General features: G+C 60.4%; 14 protein-coding genes and 1 pseudogene. 11 read left to right on the top strand and 4 right to left on the bottom strand.

What is annotated here, in order from left to right; genetic code table 11:
* Nucleotides 1-54: 54 nt before the first annotated feature.
* The 4 genes and pseudogenes from AC0L4C_RS00420 to AC0L4C_RS00405 all read right to left on the bottom strand — a co-directional run bounded on the left by AC0L4C_RS00420 (nucleotide 55) and on the right by AC0L4C_RS00405 (nucleotide 3471).
* Nucleotides 55-1110: a 4-oxalomesaconate tautomerase gene (locus AC0L4C_RS00420; RefSeq protein WP_473401538.1), complete on the bottom strand. Its 1056-nt coding sequence runs from the start codon at nucleotides 1108-1110 to the stop codon at nucleotides 55-57.
* Nucleotides 1103-1774, bottom strand: coding sequence for a 4-carboxy-4-hydroxy-2-oxoadipate aldolase/oxaloacetate decarboxylase (locus AC0L4C_RS00415; protein WP_473401537.1), 672 nt, complete (start codon nucleotides 1772-1774; stop codon nucleotides 1103-1105). Before AC0L4C_RS00415 ends, AC0L4C_RS00420 begins: the two co-directional genes overlap by 8 nt.
* Nucleotides 1774-2737 (bottom strand): annotated as a pseudogene (locus tag AC0L4C_RS00410) (VOC family protein). Before AC0L4C_RS00410 ends, AC0L4C_RS00415 begins: the two are co-directional and overlap by 1 nt.
* Nucleotides 2737-3471, bottom strand: coding sequence for a PIG-L deacetylase family protein (locus AC0L4C_RS00405; RefSeq protein ID WP_473401536.1), 735 nt, complete (start codon nucleotides 3469-3471; stop codon nucleotides 2737-2739). The pseudogene AC0L4C_RS00410 and the gene AC0L4C_RS00405 overlap by 1 nt, the downstream one beginning before the upstream one ends.
* Before the next feature lie 146 nt (nucleotides 3472-3617).
* Between AC0L4C_RS00405 and AC0L4C_RS00400 the strand changes: the two genes are divergently transcribed.
* The 11 genes from AC0L4C_RS00400 to AC0L4C_RS00350 all read left to right on the top strand — a co-directional run bounded on the left by AC0L4C_RS00400 (nucleotide 3618) and on the right by AC0L4C_RS00350 (nucleotide 17083).
* Complete coding sequence (locus AC0L4C_RS00400) at nucleotides 3618-4493, top strand: NAD(P)-dependent oxidoreductase (RefSeq protein ID WP_473401534.1); 876 nt, start codon at nucleotides 3618-3620, stop codon at nucleotides 4491-4493.
* Nucleotides 4484-5653, top strand: coding sequence for a LysR family transcriptional regulator (locus AC0L4C_RS00395; protein WP_473403569.1), 1170 nt, complete (start codon nucleotides 4484-4486; stop codon nucleotides 5651-5653). Before AC0L4C_RS00400 ends, AC0L4C_RS00395 begins: the two co-directional genes overlap by 10 nt.
* A 200-nt stretch (nucleotides 5654-5853) precedes the next feature.
* Complete coding sequence (locus AC0L4C_RS00390; RefSeq protein WP_473401532.1) at nucleotides 5854-6882, top strand: ABC transporter permease; 1029 nt, start codon at nucleotides 5854-5856, stop codon at nucleotides 6880-6882.
* Nucleotides 6842-8020, top strand: a complete 1179-nt coding sequence (locus AC0L4C_RS00385) for a sugar ABC transporter substrate-binding protein (RefSeq protein WP_473401531.1) — start codon at nucleotides 6842-6844, stop codon at nucleotides 8018-8020. The genes AC0L4C_RS00390 and AC0L4C_RS00385 overlap by 41 nt, the downstream gene beginning before the upstream one ends.
* Nucleotides 8021-8038: 18 nt before the next feature.
* On the top strand, nucleotides 8039-9595 hold the full coding sequence (locus tag AC0L4C_RS00380; protein ID WP_473401530.1) for a sugar ABC transporter ATP-binding protein: 1557 nt from the start codon (nucleotides 8039-8041) through the stop codon (nucleotides 9593-9595).
* A 140-nt stretch (nucleotides 9596-9735) separates the two neighbouring features.
* A complete protein-coding gene (locus AC0L4C_RS00375; RefSeq protein WP_473401529.1) occupies nucleotides 9736-11295 on the top strand; it encodes a subtype B tannase in 1560 nt (519 codons plus the stop codon).
* Between the two features lie 15 nt (nucleotides 11296-11310).
* A complete protein-coding gene (locus AC0L4C_RS00370) occupies nucleotides 11311-12708 on the top strand; it encodes an MBL fold metallo-hydrolase (RefSeq protein WP_473401528.1) in 1398 nt (465 codons plus the stop codon).
* A gap of 15 nt (nucleotides 12709-12723) precedes the next feature.
* On the top strand, nucleotides 12724-14136 hold the full coding sequence (locus AC0L4C_RS00365) for a DHA2 family efflux MFS transporter permease subunit (RefSeq protein ID WP_473401527.1): 1413 nt from the start codon (nucleotides 12724-12726) through the stop codon (nucleotides 14134-14136).
* Nucleotides 14075-14893 carry a siderophore-interacting protein gene (locus tag AC0L4C_RS00360; RefSeq protein ID WP_473401526.1) on the top strand — a complete coding sequence of 273 codons (819 nt, stop codon included), beginning with the start codon at nucleotides 14075-14077 and terminating at the stop codon, nucleotides 14891-14893. The genes AC0L4C_RS00365 and AC0L4C_RS00360 overlap by 62 nt, the downstream gene beginning before the upstream one ends.
* Before the next feature lie 269 nt (nucleotides 14894-15162).
* Nucleotides 15163-16158 (top strand): alpha/beta hydrolase-fold protein, encoded by a 996-nt coding sequence (locus tag AC0L4C_RS00355; RefSeq protein ID WP_473401523.1) that lies wholly within the window; start codon nucleotides 15163-15165, stop codon nucleotides 16156-16158.
* Nucleotides 16159-16189: 31 nt separating this feature from the next.
* Nucleotides 16190-17083, top strand: a complete 894-nt coding sequence (locus AC0L4C_RS00350) for an NADP-dependent oxidoreductase (RefSeq protein WP_473403568.1) — start codon at nucleotides 16190-16192, stop codon at nucleotides 17081-17083.
* The last annotated feature ends 17 nt before the right edge of the window (nucleotides 17084-17100 follow it).

The raw sequence follows: 17100 nt of genomic DNA, 5'->3' as shown, positions 1-17100 counted from the left end.
CAAGAATTTCTGGGAAGTCGGCGTCCTGAGGGTGCGCCAATGGACGCACCACCGTTAGGCGAAGACTCGCCCTTCAAACAGCTTGCGTGCTGTCCGCAGCATCCCTGCCGCCACAACGGATCCTTCGGCATCGCGTTCGACAAGAACCTCGGTTGAGCCGGTGGGGTGCTCGATTAGGAATCGGCGGCCATCCGAGGGGAGGTCGGCAAGGTCAGCGGCCGGCGATCCGTCGATGACACATGCTGTCGCAACACTTACAGCCGCGAAAACCCCGATAGATGCGTGGCAGCGGTGAGGAATAAAACTCCGGGTCGAGATCGCGCCGCCGCCGGCCGGGACCGACACCAAGGTCATCTTTGGGACTGACTTTTCCCGCACGTCGCCCAGGTTCATGAGTGGTCCGGCCTTAAGGCGAATGCTCTCCAGCTTGGCCTTGAGCTCAACATTGGCGTCGAGATCGTCACGGCTTTCCTTGCCGGTAACGCCAAGATCGGCCGCCCTCAGGATCACGCATGGCATTCCGTTGTCGATCAGGGTCGCATCCACACCGTCAATGACGTCCACCGCATTTCCGGTCGGAAGAAGAGAGCCGCTCATCGAACCGGCAATGTTCTGAAAGAGCAGTGGGATCGGCGCATGAGTGCCAGGGACACCGTCTATGCCGGCATCACCGGCATAGTTTACCACGCCTTCGGGCGTAGAAATCCGAGCAGTCGCGACCTCGCCTGTATTGACCATATGGATTCGAACAGGGGTCGCCCCCTTTGATGGCGGTACGAGCCCTTGCTCGATTGCGAATGGGCCAACGCCCGCCAGGATGTTGCCGCAACCCTGAGCATCCGACACGAGTGCCTGATCGACGAATACCTGTAGAAACAGGTAGTCGACGTCGGCGTCGTGTCGTGAACTTGGGCCAACAATCGCAACCTTTGATGTCAGCGGGTCCGCTCCGCCAATACCATCAATCTGGCTTGCATCGGGGGAGCCCATCACGCGTAGGAGGATGGCATCCCGGAGCTTGGTATCGCCCGGGAGGTCCTTCGACAGAAAGTATGCACCCTTCGACGTTCCGCCACGCATCCACGTGCAGGCGATGCCCGCGCTAGACATATTTCAGACCCTTGTCAGCCAGTTTGCCTCGCATATCGTAAATGTCGAGCCCGAGTTCTCCGGCGGCGAGCTTCGTTCGTTTGGCCGCCTCGGCCTCCAGCCGCTTGTTTGCGGCCGTCAGGATTCTGTCGGCGTCCGAGCGACGGACAACACAAACGCCGTCGTCATCGGCAATAACCACGTCGCCCGCATTGATCAGGGCGCCGGCACAGACGATCGGCACATTGACCGAGCCCAACGTTTCCTTGACGGTTCCTTGGGCGCTAATGGCCTTCGACCAAACTGGAAAGCCCATGCCGGTGAGGTCTCGCACATCTCGCACACCAGCCTCGATCACCAGGCCTCGACAGCCACGTGCCATGGCCGAGGTCGCGAGAAGATCGCCGAAGTAGCCGTTGTCACAGGGGGAGGTTGGGGCAAGCACCAGGATGTCCCCCTCGCGGAGTTGCTCGATGGCGACATGCAGCATCCAGTTGTCTCCGGGTGGTGCGGAAATGGTGACTGCGCTACCGGCGATCTGAGCGCCAGGATAGATCGGCCGCATGAAGCTACCTAGCATTCCGATCCGACCCTGCAACTCGTGAACAGTCGCAACACCGGCCTTTGCCAGGCCTTCGATCGTGGCGGCGGCTGCACGTTCAATGTTTTGAACGACGACGCTCATTAGCTGCTCTTCTTGGGGTTGGGCGGTGTGCCGTGGGTGTGGAACGTTTCGATGGTCTTCAGGCCCCAGGCCTGCCCCTTCTTGCGTTCTGCTTCGGTCCAGACGATCGGTTCCCAATCGGGTGCAAGGATGAGCCGAGCTCCTGCATTGGCGAGCTCCACACGATTGCCGGCAGGCTCCCACACGTAGAGGAAGAACGTTCCTTGGATCGCGTGTTTGTGCGGACCCTGCTCGATGTGGATGCCGTTCTCGAGGAAGATGTCGGCCGCGCGAAGAATGTCTTCGCGGCTATCCGTTGCGTAGGTGACGTGATGGAGTCGTCCTCGCATCCCGCCATGCTCCTCGGTGCAGGCGAGGTCGTATCCCTTGTTGTTTACGGTGAACCAGCATCCGCCGACCCGGCCGTTGTCCAGCTGGATCATCTCAGTCACACGCGACCCCAGACACGTCTCCATGAAGTCACGAAACTCGCTGACGTCGTCGGCAAGTAGGTTCAGATGGTCGATGCGGCGTGGGGCGGCGCCCCGGCCGTGGTACCGCTGCGACAGGTTTTTGAGGGCAGGGCGCTCAGCATCTGGCGGGGCATAGCGCTTGGTATCCCAGTAGATTTCGAACGTATGGCCAAACGGATCTTCGAAACGAAACGCCTTTCCGTGGCCAAGGTCACCATCGACCCAGCCCAATGATTTGAACCGGCTCGCCTGGATGGCCGCGACCCGTCGGAGGAGCGCCTCTTCCGAACTGGCTCTGTAGGCGATGTGACCGACACCGGTAGTGTGATGCCGCGTAAGCTTGAGCGTATGAAACTCGTAGTCGTCCCAGGCCCGCAGGTAGGCAGAGTTCTCGTCCTGGGCCGACAAAGTGAGGCCGTAGACTCGAATGAAGAAGTCGAGACTTCTCATCGAACCTGTCGGAGTACATCTCGACATGGGCCAGGTGAGCGATATCGAAGCTAAGAGGCATTAGAGCTCGTCCACTGTGCGCGGGAAGACCGACTGGAAGCCTTCCGCATATTTGGCAGCACGTCCACCGGATTGGCCGCCGGAGTTGCGCTGAAAGTGGTTTGCCCGGTTCTGCGCGACCCGGGTGTAGAACTCCCAGAGATGTTCCTGGCCTTCCATACACTCAATGGCGGCCCTCTTCTTGTCCCAGACCGAGGTGATGTCCAGGAAGACATCCGGCTTCCAGTTCATTTGCTCGGTCTGATGGGGCTCGAACAGGTAAAGCTGCGGTGCGCCGAGGACCTTCTGGCCGGGATTGTGGCCCCAGGCCTGCGCAATGCTCCGCGTCTCAAGCGCTACCTGCGTGGCATACATGTGGTCGGTATTGTAAGGGTCGTAGTGCGAGTGGCTCAGCATGAATGCGGGCTGTACGTCGCGAATGACATCGACGAGCCGGAACTTGTCCTCCTCGCTCATGCGCAGGGGATAGTCGCCCAAGTCGAAGCTGATGAGGTTGTGAACCCCAAGCTTTTCGGCTGCTCGTTCGGATTCGGCGCGTCGCACGGATTTGACCTTTTCGATGGTCATGTCGGGTAGCTTCCAGAGCTTGGCAGACTCTCCCCGCTCGCCAAACGACAAGCAAACAACTGTCACCTGGTAGCCAAGCTCAGCATGGTGCGCGATGGCGCCGCCGCAGCGCCAAACGAAATCGGCCGCATGGGCGCTAATCACAAGAGCAGTCTTCGCGTCCGACATGGGACCTCCCGGTGTTTGCAGGCGATCTGGCCGGACAGAGGTGTCGAAGCCAATTTGAAAGCAGGACACCGGCGATAAGTTTGAGCTATAGCCACTGGCAAGCGGGGCCATTCCCAGCAGATGTTGCTCTGGTTGCGGAGGAGCACATGAGCAAAATTGATCGCATTGGCATAGTCGGGTTCGGCGAAGCAGGGCGGGCCGTCGCAGCGGGCTGGCAGTCGGAGGGACTTGGGCTTGATCTTTTGTCCTACGACATAAAGGTTGATAACGCTGACACCCGCTCCTCCATATGGGAGGCGTGGAACGATGCGGGTATCAAAGGTAGCCTCTACCTGGCCGAGACACTCGCTTCTAGCCAGGCAGTCTTCTGCCTCGTGACGGCCGACCAGGCTGTAGCCGCGTCAGAAGCCGCAGCGCCTCACCTGAGGCCGGGCACTCTGTGGTTTGACGGCAATTCGTGTTCGCCGGGATCCAAGCGGTCGGCGGCGTCGTATATCGAGGCGGTCGGTGGACGGTATGTTGACCTCGCAATTATGGCGCCGATTTATCCGAAACGGCACAAGACACCGATGCTCGTTGCCGGGCCGCACGCACAGGCCGCGGAGGCGCTTATGGCTCACCTAGGGATGGCACCAGCAGTAGTAGGGGCCAATGTAGGCGATGCCTCCTCAATCAAAATGCTGCGGTCCGTGATGATCAAAGGTCTTGAGGCGCTAACTGCCGAGTGCCTACTTGGCGCCCGTCGTGCCGGCGTTGAGCAGGCCGTATTGGCGTCGCTCCAACGGTCGGATCCCGGCATCGATTGGGTAGCCCGTAGCAGCTACAATCTGGAGCGCATGCGGAACCATGGTGTTCGCCGTGCTGCTGAGATGCGCGAGGTCGCCGCTACCCTCCGAGAGCTCGACATACCGGATCGGATTTCCAGCGCTACTGCGGAGTGGCAGTTGCAAATCGGTGAGTTGCAGACAGAAGGTGCAGACCTGCCGAGCCAGCTTGATAGCCTACTGGAGGCATTGAGGTGATTGCCAATCTCCGCCATCTGCGGGTTTTTGCAGCTGTGGGTCAGACGAGCTCGGTCACCCGAGCGGCGGAACTGTGCCATGTCTCGCAGCCGGCGGTCACACAAGCAATCAACAAGCTCGAGCACGAGGCGGGAAGCCCATTGTTCCAGCGTACGGCGCAGGGGCTATTCGCCACGGCCGCAGGCGCGGTGCTGATCGCTCGAGTAAATCGTGCCTTTGGCTACCTGGACCCTGTTCTTACGGACTTGGCACCAAGGCTTCGTGTTACCGCGACGGCTGCACAGCTCCAGGCTTTGGTTGCTATGTGCGAGACCGAGAATTTTACGCTCGCTGCCCGTCGAATGGGACTGGCGCAGCCCACGGTACATCGGGCGGTCACCCAACTGGAGCAGGAGGCAGCACGTCCTCTCTTTGAGCGGACTGCGTATGGGATGATCGCGACTAGACCTGCTCTGGCATTAGCGCAGGCCGCTCAGTTGGCCTTTGCCGAACTCGCGCAAGGAGAGGCCGACCTTGCAGAGCTGAATGGCCGTGAGGTGGGTCGCATTGTCGTCGGTGCAATGCCCTTGTCGCGATCCTATCTGCTCGCGCGGACGATAGCTCGCTTCAGAGCCAGACGACCCACGCTCCAAGTGAAGGCCCTAGACGGTCCGTACGACGACCTCATGGTCGGACTGCGCCGTGGCGAGGTGGACTTCCTGATCGGTGCACTTCGCGATCCGGCGCCGATCGGCGATATCGAGCAGCAGGTACTTTTCGACGACAACCTCGCGATCGTTGCTCGTCCCGACCATCCTCTGATGCGATTGAAGACCATCAGCTTCGAGGCACTAGCCGAGTACCCGTGGGTGGTTGCTACGGAATCCACCCCGACACGACGCTACTTCGACAAGCTCTTCGCTGACGGGAAGCCGCCAAAGAGTTTGGTCGAGACGGGATCGATGATCCTCATGAGGGAGCTGCTTCGAGTTTCGGACCACCTCGGATGCATTTCGCGGCTACAGGTGGCCGCAGAGGTCGACCTGGGGTCTATCCGCGAAGTCCCGTATGAGCTGACAGGCTCCGGGCGACCGATAGGCCTGACGGTGCGCTCTGGCTGGTTGCCGACAAAGGCGCAGGCCGAATTCATCGACGATCTCAAGGCGGTAGTAGCCGGCTAGCGCTGAGATCACGATCGCTGATCATCAGCGGCCTCGACCCAGCATGCCTCGGGCCTGCCTATAGCTAGAACTTATGACGGCGACGCAGGATCGGAATGGTCCCGCGCCCAAGCACTTGCGAGGAATAGCTCACGAAAGGTGACCAGGCACGGACATGCCCCATCGGCTCACCACTAGACGTGGTCACCGGGAGGTCACACTTGACGACAGATGCAGCCACCGAGGGCAAAAAGCCGTCCGATCTCGCGGCGCCCGCACCATGGTCGATCCGTCGACTGGTAACTGCGGACTGGTCAAGTGCGGTGCTTGCACTGCTTTTCGTTGTTGGGATCGTGGGCGTTTTTCATCCCAATTTCCTCGCTCCGACCCAGTTGATCAACGTTGTGCAGAGCTCCGTCTACGCTGCTCTGATTGCCGCTGGCTTGGTGTTCCTAATTCCACAGAATGAAATCGACCTCTCGGTGGGTGGCAATTATGTGCTCACGGGGATTGTCGCCGCCCTGCTGATGCGGGCTGGTCTAGCGCCGATCCTGTCGATCATACTGGCCTTGGGCATGTCGATGGGCGTGGGTCTGCTTAACGCTTTCACCAGCCAGGTAATCGGTATCCCCTCGCTGATCGGCACCCTTGCCATGAGTTGGATGCTCCGCGGGTTGGCGCTAGCACTCGCAGGCGGCACTCAGGTGACGGGTGTTCCGATGTCGGACCCGATTATCTCGATCCTTGGTGGGGGGCGACTCTTCGGCATACCTGCCTCGATCATTCTGATGGTAGCTGCTGGGGTCGTCCTCGCTGTCGTGATGCGGAACACGCCCTTTGGTTACCGGGTACGCGAGATTGGCTCCAACCCGGATGCCGCACAGTTCTCGGGTATCCCTGTCCGCCGCACCCGCACGATTGGCTTCGTGCTTGCAGGTTTCATGTCGGGAGTTGCGGGCATCGTCGCACTCGCATTCTTCACGGTCGGCGATCCGCAGAGTGGCGGTGGCATTGAGCTATTTGCGGTTGCTGGGGCTGTGATCGGCGGTACGCCACTCGCTGGCGGTAAAGCCACTGTGTTTGGGGCCATAGTCGGCGCGGTCCTGCTGAACGCCGTCGCCGTCGGTCTCGTCTACTTCCAGATACCGGCCACGTGGGCGCAGTTCGCGACGGGCGCGGTCATCCTTGGAGCGGTCTCGGTGGACGGGCTTGTTCAGCGCCAGCGTCGCCTCGCGGCAAAGCAGAACTAACCCACTCGGAACGATCCATCGCCTGGCGGTGGGCAACACGTACAATCAACAGGAGGACGCATTGATGCGACACGAGAATAGAAGCTTCGTCAGCCGCTTGTCCGTAGCTGCGGCAGCACTGGCTGTGGGTCTGGCGGGCTCGAGCATGGCGTTTGCGCAGGACGCTACAGTTGAGCTTGGCTTCGTCTACTGGGAAACCAAGACCGACGCCTTTGTTCAGATGGCCAACGGCGGGAAGGCCGTGGCCGAACTGGACCCGAAGGTGCATGTGCTTACTGCGGCGCCGGACACTGGTGACCCGCAACGACAGGTCGCCCTCTTCGGTCCCATCGCGCAGACCCAGAAAGACGGCATCGTTCTTCAAAGCCTCGCCTCGGGCCCGATGTCGCGTCCAGCAGCCGATGCCACCGGTTCGGGCATCCCGATGGTGGCGATCGACGCCCCGCCGCCCGAAGGATCTGGCATTGGCCTGTTCATCACGGCTGACAACGAAGGCATCGGGGCCCAGCTCGCCGAGAAGGTGCTCTCACTTGTGCCGGCAGATGCCAAGGGTTCGGTTATTATCGGTGACACCGGTGTGGGTGTCCCGCCGCTCGACATGCGTGTCGCTGGCATGATCAAGAAGATCACGGAGCTGCGTCCCGACCTCAAGATCGTCGGGCCAGTAGCGACTAACGGCGTCAGTGCCTCGTCGGCTGAGGTCTTTGCCGCGTGGCAGGGTCTGCTGGCGTCCAATCCGGATGCGGTGGCCGTACTGGCTCCCAGTGCCCAGGACGCCACTGCTTGGGGTCTGCTGGCCCAGCGCACTGGCTTCAACCTTCCTTCGGGCGGCTTCGACCTCGAGGCGGGCAACTTGCAGGCCGTCAAGTATGGCTCCGTGGACTTCGTCATGTCGCCGGGCCACTGGCTCAGCGGATACCTCGCAACCAAAGCGCTAGCCAATGCAAAGGCGAACGGCACCGACCTCATCCAGGGTCTACTTCTGGTGCCGGGCGAGATCGTCAGCGCCGAGAACATCGATGCGGTGATTGCACGGCAGCAAAACGCTCAAACTGTCGCCGCAGCGCTTGCGCCAGTCGGTGACGACATCCTTGCCAACGCCGACAAGTACATCGTCGGTCCCTGGCCGCCGCAATAAGCCGGGAAGGCTAGTTCGATGATCGCACTCGAGGCGAAGGGCGTTCGGAAAGCCTACGGTGGAGTTGTGGCGCTAAAAGGCGCGGACTTTGCCGTACGGCCGGGCAGTGTACACGCACTGCTCGGGGAGAACGGCGCTGGGAAGTCGACGTTGGTCAAGATCATGACCGGCGCCGTGCGACCGGACGCTGGAAAGCTGGAACTGGACGGCTCGGAGGTTCGCTTCCGCAGTACCGCCGATGCCGTCTCCTACGGCGTTGCTGTGGTCGCCCAAGAGCTCAGTCTCTTCCCTCACCTCGATATTCTCGACAACCTCTTTCCGATGCGGGAGCCGCGCTTAGGCCCCTTTGTCAATCGTCGGCAGATGCGTGCCCTTGCTCTTCCCGTGCTTGAAGAGCTGGGCATAGCGCATCCCCTCACGAAACCGGTCGCTGAGCTCTCGCTCGCAGATCGCCAGCTCGTGGAAATTGCCAAGGCTTTGGTCTCCAAGCCTAAGGTACTCCTCCTCGACGAGCCGACCTCTGCTCTTGAGACGGGAGCCAGCGACCGGCTCCTCAAAATCCTAAGAGTGCTGAGGGAGCGAAATGTCGGCGTAGTCTTCGTTTCGCACATCCTCGAGGAAGTGATGAGCCTCTGCGACGAAGTCACCATCCTGCGCGATGGGCATGTCGTGGTAAGCGGGGCCAAGATAGCCAACCTTAGTATGCGTCAGATCGTGGACGAGATGCTCGGAAAGCATGATGGGCCAACCTCGCTATCTTCGACGCCCGTCTCGTCCGCAAGGGCGTCCACCGCCATCAAGAGTGGTTCGCCGGAAGCACTCGTCGTTGCTGACGTCCACACCAAATCGGGCCTGAAGGGGGTCAGCTTCAGAGCACAGGCGGGGGAGGTCGTTGGTCTCGCGGGTTTGGCCGGTTCCGGTCCGGAAGCCATGCTTGCGGCCATCGCGGGCATCTCTGACATCTCCGGCGGTACGATCGAGCTCCCTGGGCGAAAGCCGCGTCCTCGGTCCCTGCGCCAGGCAATCGACAGGGGTGTCGCCTACGTCTCCGGAGATCGTCGGAAGCTAGGCCTGATGCTCGACAAGCCCATTTGGGAGAACGTGGTTCAAGTTCGATCCGTTGGCATGGCGCGGGACGGCTTCTGGTTGAGCATGCCTGCCCTTCGCGACCGCGCTGCCAGGCTCGCTGCTCGAGTTGGTGTCCGAGCCAAATCGGTCTTGCAACCGGCAGGCTCGCTGTCCGGTGGCAACCAGCAGAAAGTCGTTCTGGCGAAGTGGCTCGACTGTCAGCCCTCCACTATCCTGCTCGACGATCCAACTCGTGGCGTCGATATCGGCGCTCGCGAAGAGATCAACGGCCTTCTCCGGCAAGCCGCGGCAGATGGTGCCACCGTGGTGTACCTGTCTACGGATCCGGAGGAATTGGCGAGGGGGTGTGACCGTGTGCTCGTCTTCTATCGTGGCACCATCTGCGGGGAACTGAAGGGGTCGGAGCTAACGTCTGCAGCACTTCTACAGCTCATGAACAGTGGCGCGGCTGGGGGCCCGTCGCACTCCACGACCTTGCCCAATTAACTCATCTGTTTGACCTTGAGCGACGTTACCTTGCAGCAACTTAATCCAGCTCTCCAAACGTTAAGTCGCAACGGTCAGCGAAGCTGACTACCTCAGCGTCAGAACAGATGGAGAAGAAAATGCAGAGCCGAAGAGATGTCTTGAAGTTGGGTTTGGCCGCAACGTCGATGCTGGGCGTTGCGAGTCTTGCTGGGCGATCATTCGCGCAAACGAGTGCCGGCGTCTCGCTTGAGTTCGATCCGAGCAATTTCACCGAGCTGACGACGACTGTGCTCACCGATGGCAGCGAGAAATCGGTCACCTACCGCTTCTACAAGGGCCTGACCTATGTCGGTAAGCCGATAGACCCGACGTATCAAAGTCTCAACGTGAGCGTGCCCACTGCAGTCGACGGCGTGGCAATTGATGCGACGAACGCCCCGATCCTGTTCGCCAACGCCGTTGGCGGCTACATGCCATCGTCTGTTTCGGAGGCCACTGGCATCGACAGTGCACCAATGATGGGTATGCCTCCCGGAGGTATGCCCGGGAATGCTCCCGGCGGCGCTTTGCCTGAAGGATTTGAAGTCCCGTCGGGTGGCAACGCCATGATCGCTGGAGGCCAGCGCGTTTCCAACGCAAAGCTCGCTTTGGCGGCTGGGTATGTCGTGGTGGAGCCCGGTGCTCGAGGCCGAACGCTCGTTGACGGCGAGGGCACCTACTATGGGGTTGCGCCGGCCGCCATAGTCGATCTCAAGGCAGCGGTACGATATGTGCGCTTCAACAAGGGGCGTTTGCCGGGAAACGTAGACCATATCGTGTCGTCAGGAACGAGCGCTGGTGGGGCGCTCTCTGCGCTACTCGGCGCTTCGGGGGACAGCTCGCTGTTCGCCCCCTATCTGGCCGAACTGGGTGCGGCGGACGCGAGCGACGCGATCTTCGCCAGCGGCGATTGGTGCCCGATTACCGATCTAGAGCACGCCGACATGGCCTACGAGTGGAACTGGGGGAGCAATCCGGTTGCCTCAGGCGCGTCGCTTGATCAGGACGTATCCAACGACCTGGCCACCGCGTTCGCCGACTATCAAAGTGAACTCGGTCTCGAGGGGAGAGGCGATTTCGGTCCACTCACGGCCGATCGTTACGATGAGTACCTTCTCGAGACATACCTGCAGCCGGCGGCCACCAAGTATCTTGCGGCGCTGGCGGATGCTGATCGGGCCAACTATCTCGAGGCCAATCCCTTCATCGGTTGGACCGGCGACACTGCGACATTCTCGTGGCCTGACTTCTTGACACACGTTGGTGCTCGGAAGAAGTCGGCCCCCGCGTTTGATGCTTTCGACCCAAGTACGGGCGAGAACAACCTCTTTGGCCTTGGCAAGACAAAGGCGAGGCATTTCACGCTGTACAGCCTTCGTGCCGCCGGCAACGATCCCACCGCGAAGCTCGATGAGGAACTGCTGGCCAAGCTCGAGCTCATGAACCCGATGCCCTTCATTGCAGCTGGGAACCCCGGCCGCGCGAGGCACTGGTGGATACGTGTAGGTACCAAGGACAGCGATACATCGTTGACCGTCGTTGGCAACCTGGCCGCCGCTCTGGAAAACCAGGGCGACGACGTTAATGCCGCGATGTACTGGGACGCCGGACATGGCGCGAACGAAGATGCGGCCGATTTCATCACGTGGATCGGCGACATCACCAGCCAGCAGAGCTGATAGGGAAGGGGTAGCATGACGGCTGACCAGAAGACCGCAACACCCACCGCGTTTCCAAGTCCCGGAGCGTTCGGTGTCTCGCAGAGAGTGACGTTGCTATGCGATACCCCTGACGCCATCATTCGCTATACCATCGATGGCAGTGATCCCGTCGACGATAGCCCTGTCTTCGACCCCTTCCGGCTCCCGCCGCTGGAAGCCCTCGATGATGGCGAGAAGGGTCTCACAACGACCTACGTGGTGAAGGCGCTGGCGTTTGCGGATCGTTTGGTTCCAAGCGACGTGGCGACCTTCGACTACACCATCCAGAGGCGCTCCCAGGATGTGTTCCTTCGCAAGGAGGTCCACCCCGGTGTTCATCAGATCATCGACTACGACGACACCAAGATGATGCTGGTCGTGGGCAATGAGCGGGCGGTCCTCATTGACACTGGTCTCGGGCGAGGCGACCTAAGGGCGTTTGTTGAACCGCTAGTGGGCGACCGCCCGCTGGACGTCGTGATCAGCCACGGTCACCCCGACCACATCGTCAACACGGCACAGTTCCAGCGCAACCAGAGCAAGGTGTTCATGAACCGCCTGGATCGACCCATGGTTGAGCGGTTCTCGGATGATATGAAGCTCGACATCGAGATGGAGCGGATCGAAGACCTCCACGAAGGCATGAGCTTTGATCTTGGAGGTCGGAGACTCGACGTCTATGAGGTGCCAGGCCATAGCCCAGGGCATGTGATCCTCTTCGACGAGGCGAACGGACTACTTTTCGCGAGTGACGCCGTCGGCAGCAACCGGCCAACAATCACCGACTCCCTGTGGATGCAGTTTCCAGGGATGTGGCCCATCGATCACTACCTCTCGTCACTTCAGGTCTTCCGCTCAAAGGTGCGAGGGAAGATCAAGGAGAGCTATGGCGGCCACAATGACGAGACGATCTACGGCGAGACTTACCTAGACAATCTAGAGCGTGCTTGCCAGCTCTTGGTCGACAACGGCGAAGCGGTGCTCACTCCCTCCCTGCGGCCGATCGATGCTGATGTGTGGCATGTAGTGGTCGGCGACCGACTCACGGATCCCAACTGGGCTGCACTGAATATCCGCAAGGAGACCTGTCTGTCGGTGCCGCCCGAACAGATCGCGACGTTGAGCAACCTCGCTGCCAATGGCGCCACGCTGAAGCCCGGATTTCGTCCGGACCAGCAACGGTACACTGCAGTTCTGCCAAAGGGGGTGTTCACCGCGGAGGTGAAAGCTACCACCACGTCGACTCGTGCATCGATGACGATCAATGGGAGCCCTTCGGCCTCTGGCGCAGTCTTTACCCTTGATACGACCAACGACCACGTCATCGAGGTCCTTGCGCCTGACGGCACGACGAGAACCACCTATAGGCTGACCATCGTAGCCGGGCGCTAACACCAGGACACTCATATGCCCGCTCGTCGCGTTGCCTTGATCGTCGCGTTTGTCCTGTTCCTGCAGATGCTGGATGGCGCGATCATCGCAACGTCGCTCCCGCAAATGGCGCGGGACTTTGGCATTGAGCCGCTGCAGATGAGTGTTGGTGTCACCACCTATTTGCTGACGAGCGCGATTTTCATTCCGATCGCCGGATGGTTGGCCGATCGCTTCGGTGCGGTCCGTGTCTTTCTGTTCGCCATCATCCTATTCACGGCGTCGTCCGCCGCATGCGGGTTAGCTGGCAATCTCGAGCAGTTTGTAGCCGCGAGGGCGGTGCAGGGGATCGGCGGTGCCTTCATGATCCCTGTCGGCCGCTTAATCGCAATCCGAAGTGCCGACAAGGCGCAGATGCTTGAGGTGATGGCGCTGATCACTTGGCCGGCGCTACTCGCGCCCGTAATTGGCCCCACATTGGGAGGCGCCATCACCAGCTTCTTTTCGTGGCGGTGGAACTTCCTGATGAACCTGCCACTGGGCGTTGCGGTCCTCTTCGCGGTCGTGGCATTTGTTCGCGACACTGGTGAGCGCCGGCCTCGCCGCCTGGACTGGTTGGGTTTCGTACTCTGCGGACTGGCACTTGCCAGCTTGTTGCTTGGCCTTGAGAGTTTCGTCCACTTCAAGGATGCGGCCTTGCAATCGTCGCTCCTGGTGGTCCTTGGTCTTGGCGCCGGGATACAAGCTGTTCTCCACTTGCGCCGTATGCAGCATCCTCTGCTCGATCTAGCGGCCTTCAAGCAGCATACGTTCGCTATGTCGAACCTGTTTGCCGGCAGCTATGCGCGGATCGCCATCAACGCGATGCCGTTCCTGTTGCCCCTATTCTTCCAAGTGGTGTACGGACTGGGCCCCTTGGAGGCAGGTAGCCTCACGATGGGGTACTTCATCGGCAACCTCGTCATGAAGTCAGTGACGACCCCCATTCTGCGCCGCTTCGGGTTTCGCACTGTGCTAGTCTTCAACGGAGTGTTGGCTGCCGTCTGCATCGCTCTGTGTGCTGCTCTGGCACCGGGCACTCCGCTTCCGATAATTCTCGCTGTCCTCGTCCCCGCAGGACTTACGCGATCGATGCAGTTTACCGCGTTGAGCAGCTTGTCGTTCGCCGATATCGATGCAGAGGGGCGCAGTTCTGCGACGACCCTTTCGAGTATGCTTCAGCAGCTGGCTATGGTGTTGGGCGTCGCTTTCGCGGCCCTGACCCTTGAAGTGTCCAGCTCGCTGCAGAGTCGTTCAACTCTCGTGTTTTCCGACTTCCAAATCACCTTCCTGGTCGTAGCCACGGTCGCACTGTTGTCCGCTACTCTGATGCGTAAGCTCGATCAAAATGCCGGTTCCGAAATATCCGGGCGCCATATCCCGGTCCCCATCCTCAGCTCAAAGGCTTGACGACATGAGCCCATCCGATGCGACCCCGTCGCGCATAAAGCGTGTTCGGCACGAGACACGACGACGGACACTCACAGTCAAACGGCGCGTGCAACTATCTTCCGGCCTTCTTCGGTTGACGTTGAGCGGCCCCGATCTCGTAGGTTTCACGTCGCTAGGCTTCGACGATCACATCAAGCTCTTCTTTAGTAGCGTCGATGGCTCTGCTGCGCGGGACTATACGCCCCGTAGGTTCGATCCAGCTACCTTGGAGTTGGACATCGAGTTCGCAATTCACCACGACGCAGGGCCGGCCACGGCTTGGGCAAAGTTGGCGGACGTAGGCAGCACCCTGGAGATAGGTGGACCACGCGGGTCCTTTGTTATCGAGGATAGCTTCGATTGGTATGTGCTGATCGGCGACGACACCGCCCTGCCGGCTATTGCGCGGCGGCTGGAAGAGTTGCGGCCCTCCGTGCCGGTCATCGTTATTGCGCAAGTTGATGGCAAGGAGGGCGAGATACCGCTTACGACGTCGACAGCCCTAACGATCCACTGGCTTCATGGGGCCGAGAGGGTGCATGCAACTGATCTAGCGCGTGAAGTCGCATTACCGGACGGTGAGGGGTTTGTCTGGATTGCCGGTGAGTCAACATGGGCGAAATCTCTGCGGGCAGTTTTCGTAGAGGAGCGAGGGCAACCGACCAGTCATATCCGGGCAGCAGCCTACTGGCGGCACGGGGACATGGGCGTGCACGAAGTCCTCTACGCAAACTAGACGGGGCAAGCATGAGCGCAAACGTTGCACGGACCGGAACGGCACCAAGCGGCTATGAGGTTACGTTCCGATGGTGGAACCCCACAGCGCGAAGCGTGCACATCAAGGGCGAGTGGTCCTTTTCTCGTCCCAGCGCCATGCAACATAGCGTTGGAACCGCGGTGCTGCCTGTGGTCGAGAGTCAAGGAATCTCGCCAAAGCAATGGCTTCCTGGCGATATCCCCATGGCACATCCCAACGGCACTGGCCCAAATTGGCCGGTGATGCCCATGGAACGCGACGCCGAGGGCTACTGGACATTCACTACGCCGCTACCTGGTGGCGTCTTCACATACAGTTTCCTGGTGGACAGCTCAGTCGTGGATGGAACGGACGTGACGCCAATGTCCGACCCTGACAATCCACCATGGAACGAAGTCAATGGCGAGAAGCTCGGATCCTTGGCGCCCAATAGCCAGGTGTTTGTTCCTGCAGATCCGCAATTCAAGTCGGTCAACTTCGCATGGCAGGGACCCGCCTCAGAGCACGGTAGGCTGACGCACCATACGTACCCGTCACCGGGCCACGTGACGCCAATCGATGAGAACTATGCCGTAGTTTATACGCCGTTTGGCTACGATCCTGACCGGGCGGAACCATATCCGACGCTATACCTCAGTCACGGCGGCGGCGAGAACGAGATGGGTTGGACTACACAGGGCGCGGCCCAGCACATCGTCGACAATCTTGTTGCCTTTGGTGAGATCGAGCCGCTGGTTATCGTGATGCCCAACGCTATGGGCCGGCCAGATGCGCCATTCGGTGAGTCCTATGACCGTGACGTCATCGACAACCTGATCCCCTACATCGAGCAGCGCTACAACGTGGTGCGGTCGGCTAGCGGGCGTGCCTTCTCTGGGCTCTCGATGGGCGGCATGTTGACCAACTCGTTCCTCATCAAATACCCGGAAATCTTCGACTACTATGGCGTCATGAGCGCAGGTCTACCCGCAGCGCACGAGACGTTGACCGAAGGGCAGATCGCTGCCCTGCGCGACAAGTCCATCTTTGTGGGCTCTGGGTGGCAGGATGTCGGCCACGCCGTGGGCTATCGCGACATCTCTACGGGCACAGCGCGGGAGGTGAGTACCTTGGTTAAGGCGGGGCTGCCGGTCACCCTATGCTTTATCCATGGCGGCCATGACTGGCACGTATGGCGCATCCTGCTCAGAGACTTTCTGACGCGGGTGGCTTTCCTCCCTGCGTCGCATGCCACGTGGAAATGATCTTATCTCGAGGAGTCATTCAGTGAAGGCAATGCGCATCCACGCCTACGGCGGTGTTGATCAGGTCAGGGCGGACGATGTTCCAACGCCGCAGCCAGGCAGTGGCGAGGTGCTCATCAGGCTGATGGCGTCCGCCGTGAACCACTTCGACATCATGCTCCGCGACGGCCGCATGGCGCAGATGGTCCCGCTTGAATTACCCGCCACACTGGGTGGCGACGGCGCCGGTATCATCGAGTCGGTGGGGTCCGATGTCCAAGGTTTCGTGGTCGGTGACAGAGTCATTGCGGACTTTGCTACGAACGGGCGGGGGTCGCATGCCGAGTATGGTGTCGCTCCAATCACCGCGATTGCGAGACTGCCCGACAATCTGGGTTTCCACACCGGCGTGACACTACCCAAGGCCGGTCTCACGGCTCGTGGCTCGCTCGATCGGATTGGCGTCAAGACCGGAGACCGCGTACTGATTTCAGGTGCGCTTGGCATGGTAGGGCGGGCGGCCGTTCAGTACCTTCAGGAGATCGGAGCGACGCCGGTAGCCGGCGTGCGGTCAGAACGGCTCGCAGAGGCGAGGGCGCTTGGTTGCGAAGCGATCGACATAACCCTCCCGACCGAAAGTCCGTCTTTCTCGTATGCCCTCAGCGCTGCAGCACCCGTGGTAGGCAACGCCATCGATCACGTCCTTGACGGTGGTCGGATATTCACCATCGTTCGGGTGCCCGACGGCCTTAATGACGACAATCGAGTCACCATCGAAACGGGGAGACATCGTACCGACGCAAAGGTGCTGCTCGATGTTGCCAAAGCCGCTTCCCGTGGTGACTTGCAGATTCCGATCGCCGCCACATTGCCATTGGAGGACCTCGGAGCCGCCCACACCGCCTTTGCCAAGGGCGTTCGCGGCAAGATCGTCCTTTCACATTGAGCTGAGATTGAGTGGAA

The organism is Devosia sp. J20-27 (genome assembly GCF_055808595.1).
The sequence above is the reverse complement of the archived record's forward strand: the minus strand, read 5'-3'. Positions and strand labels throughout refer to the sequence as shown.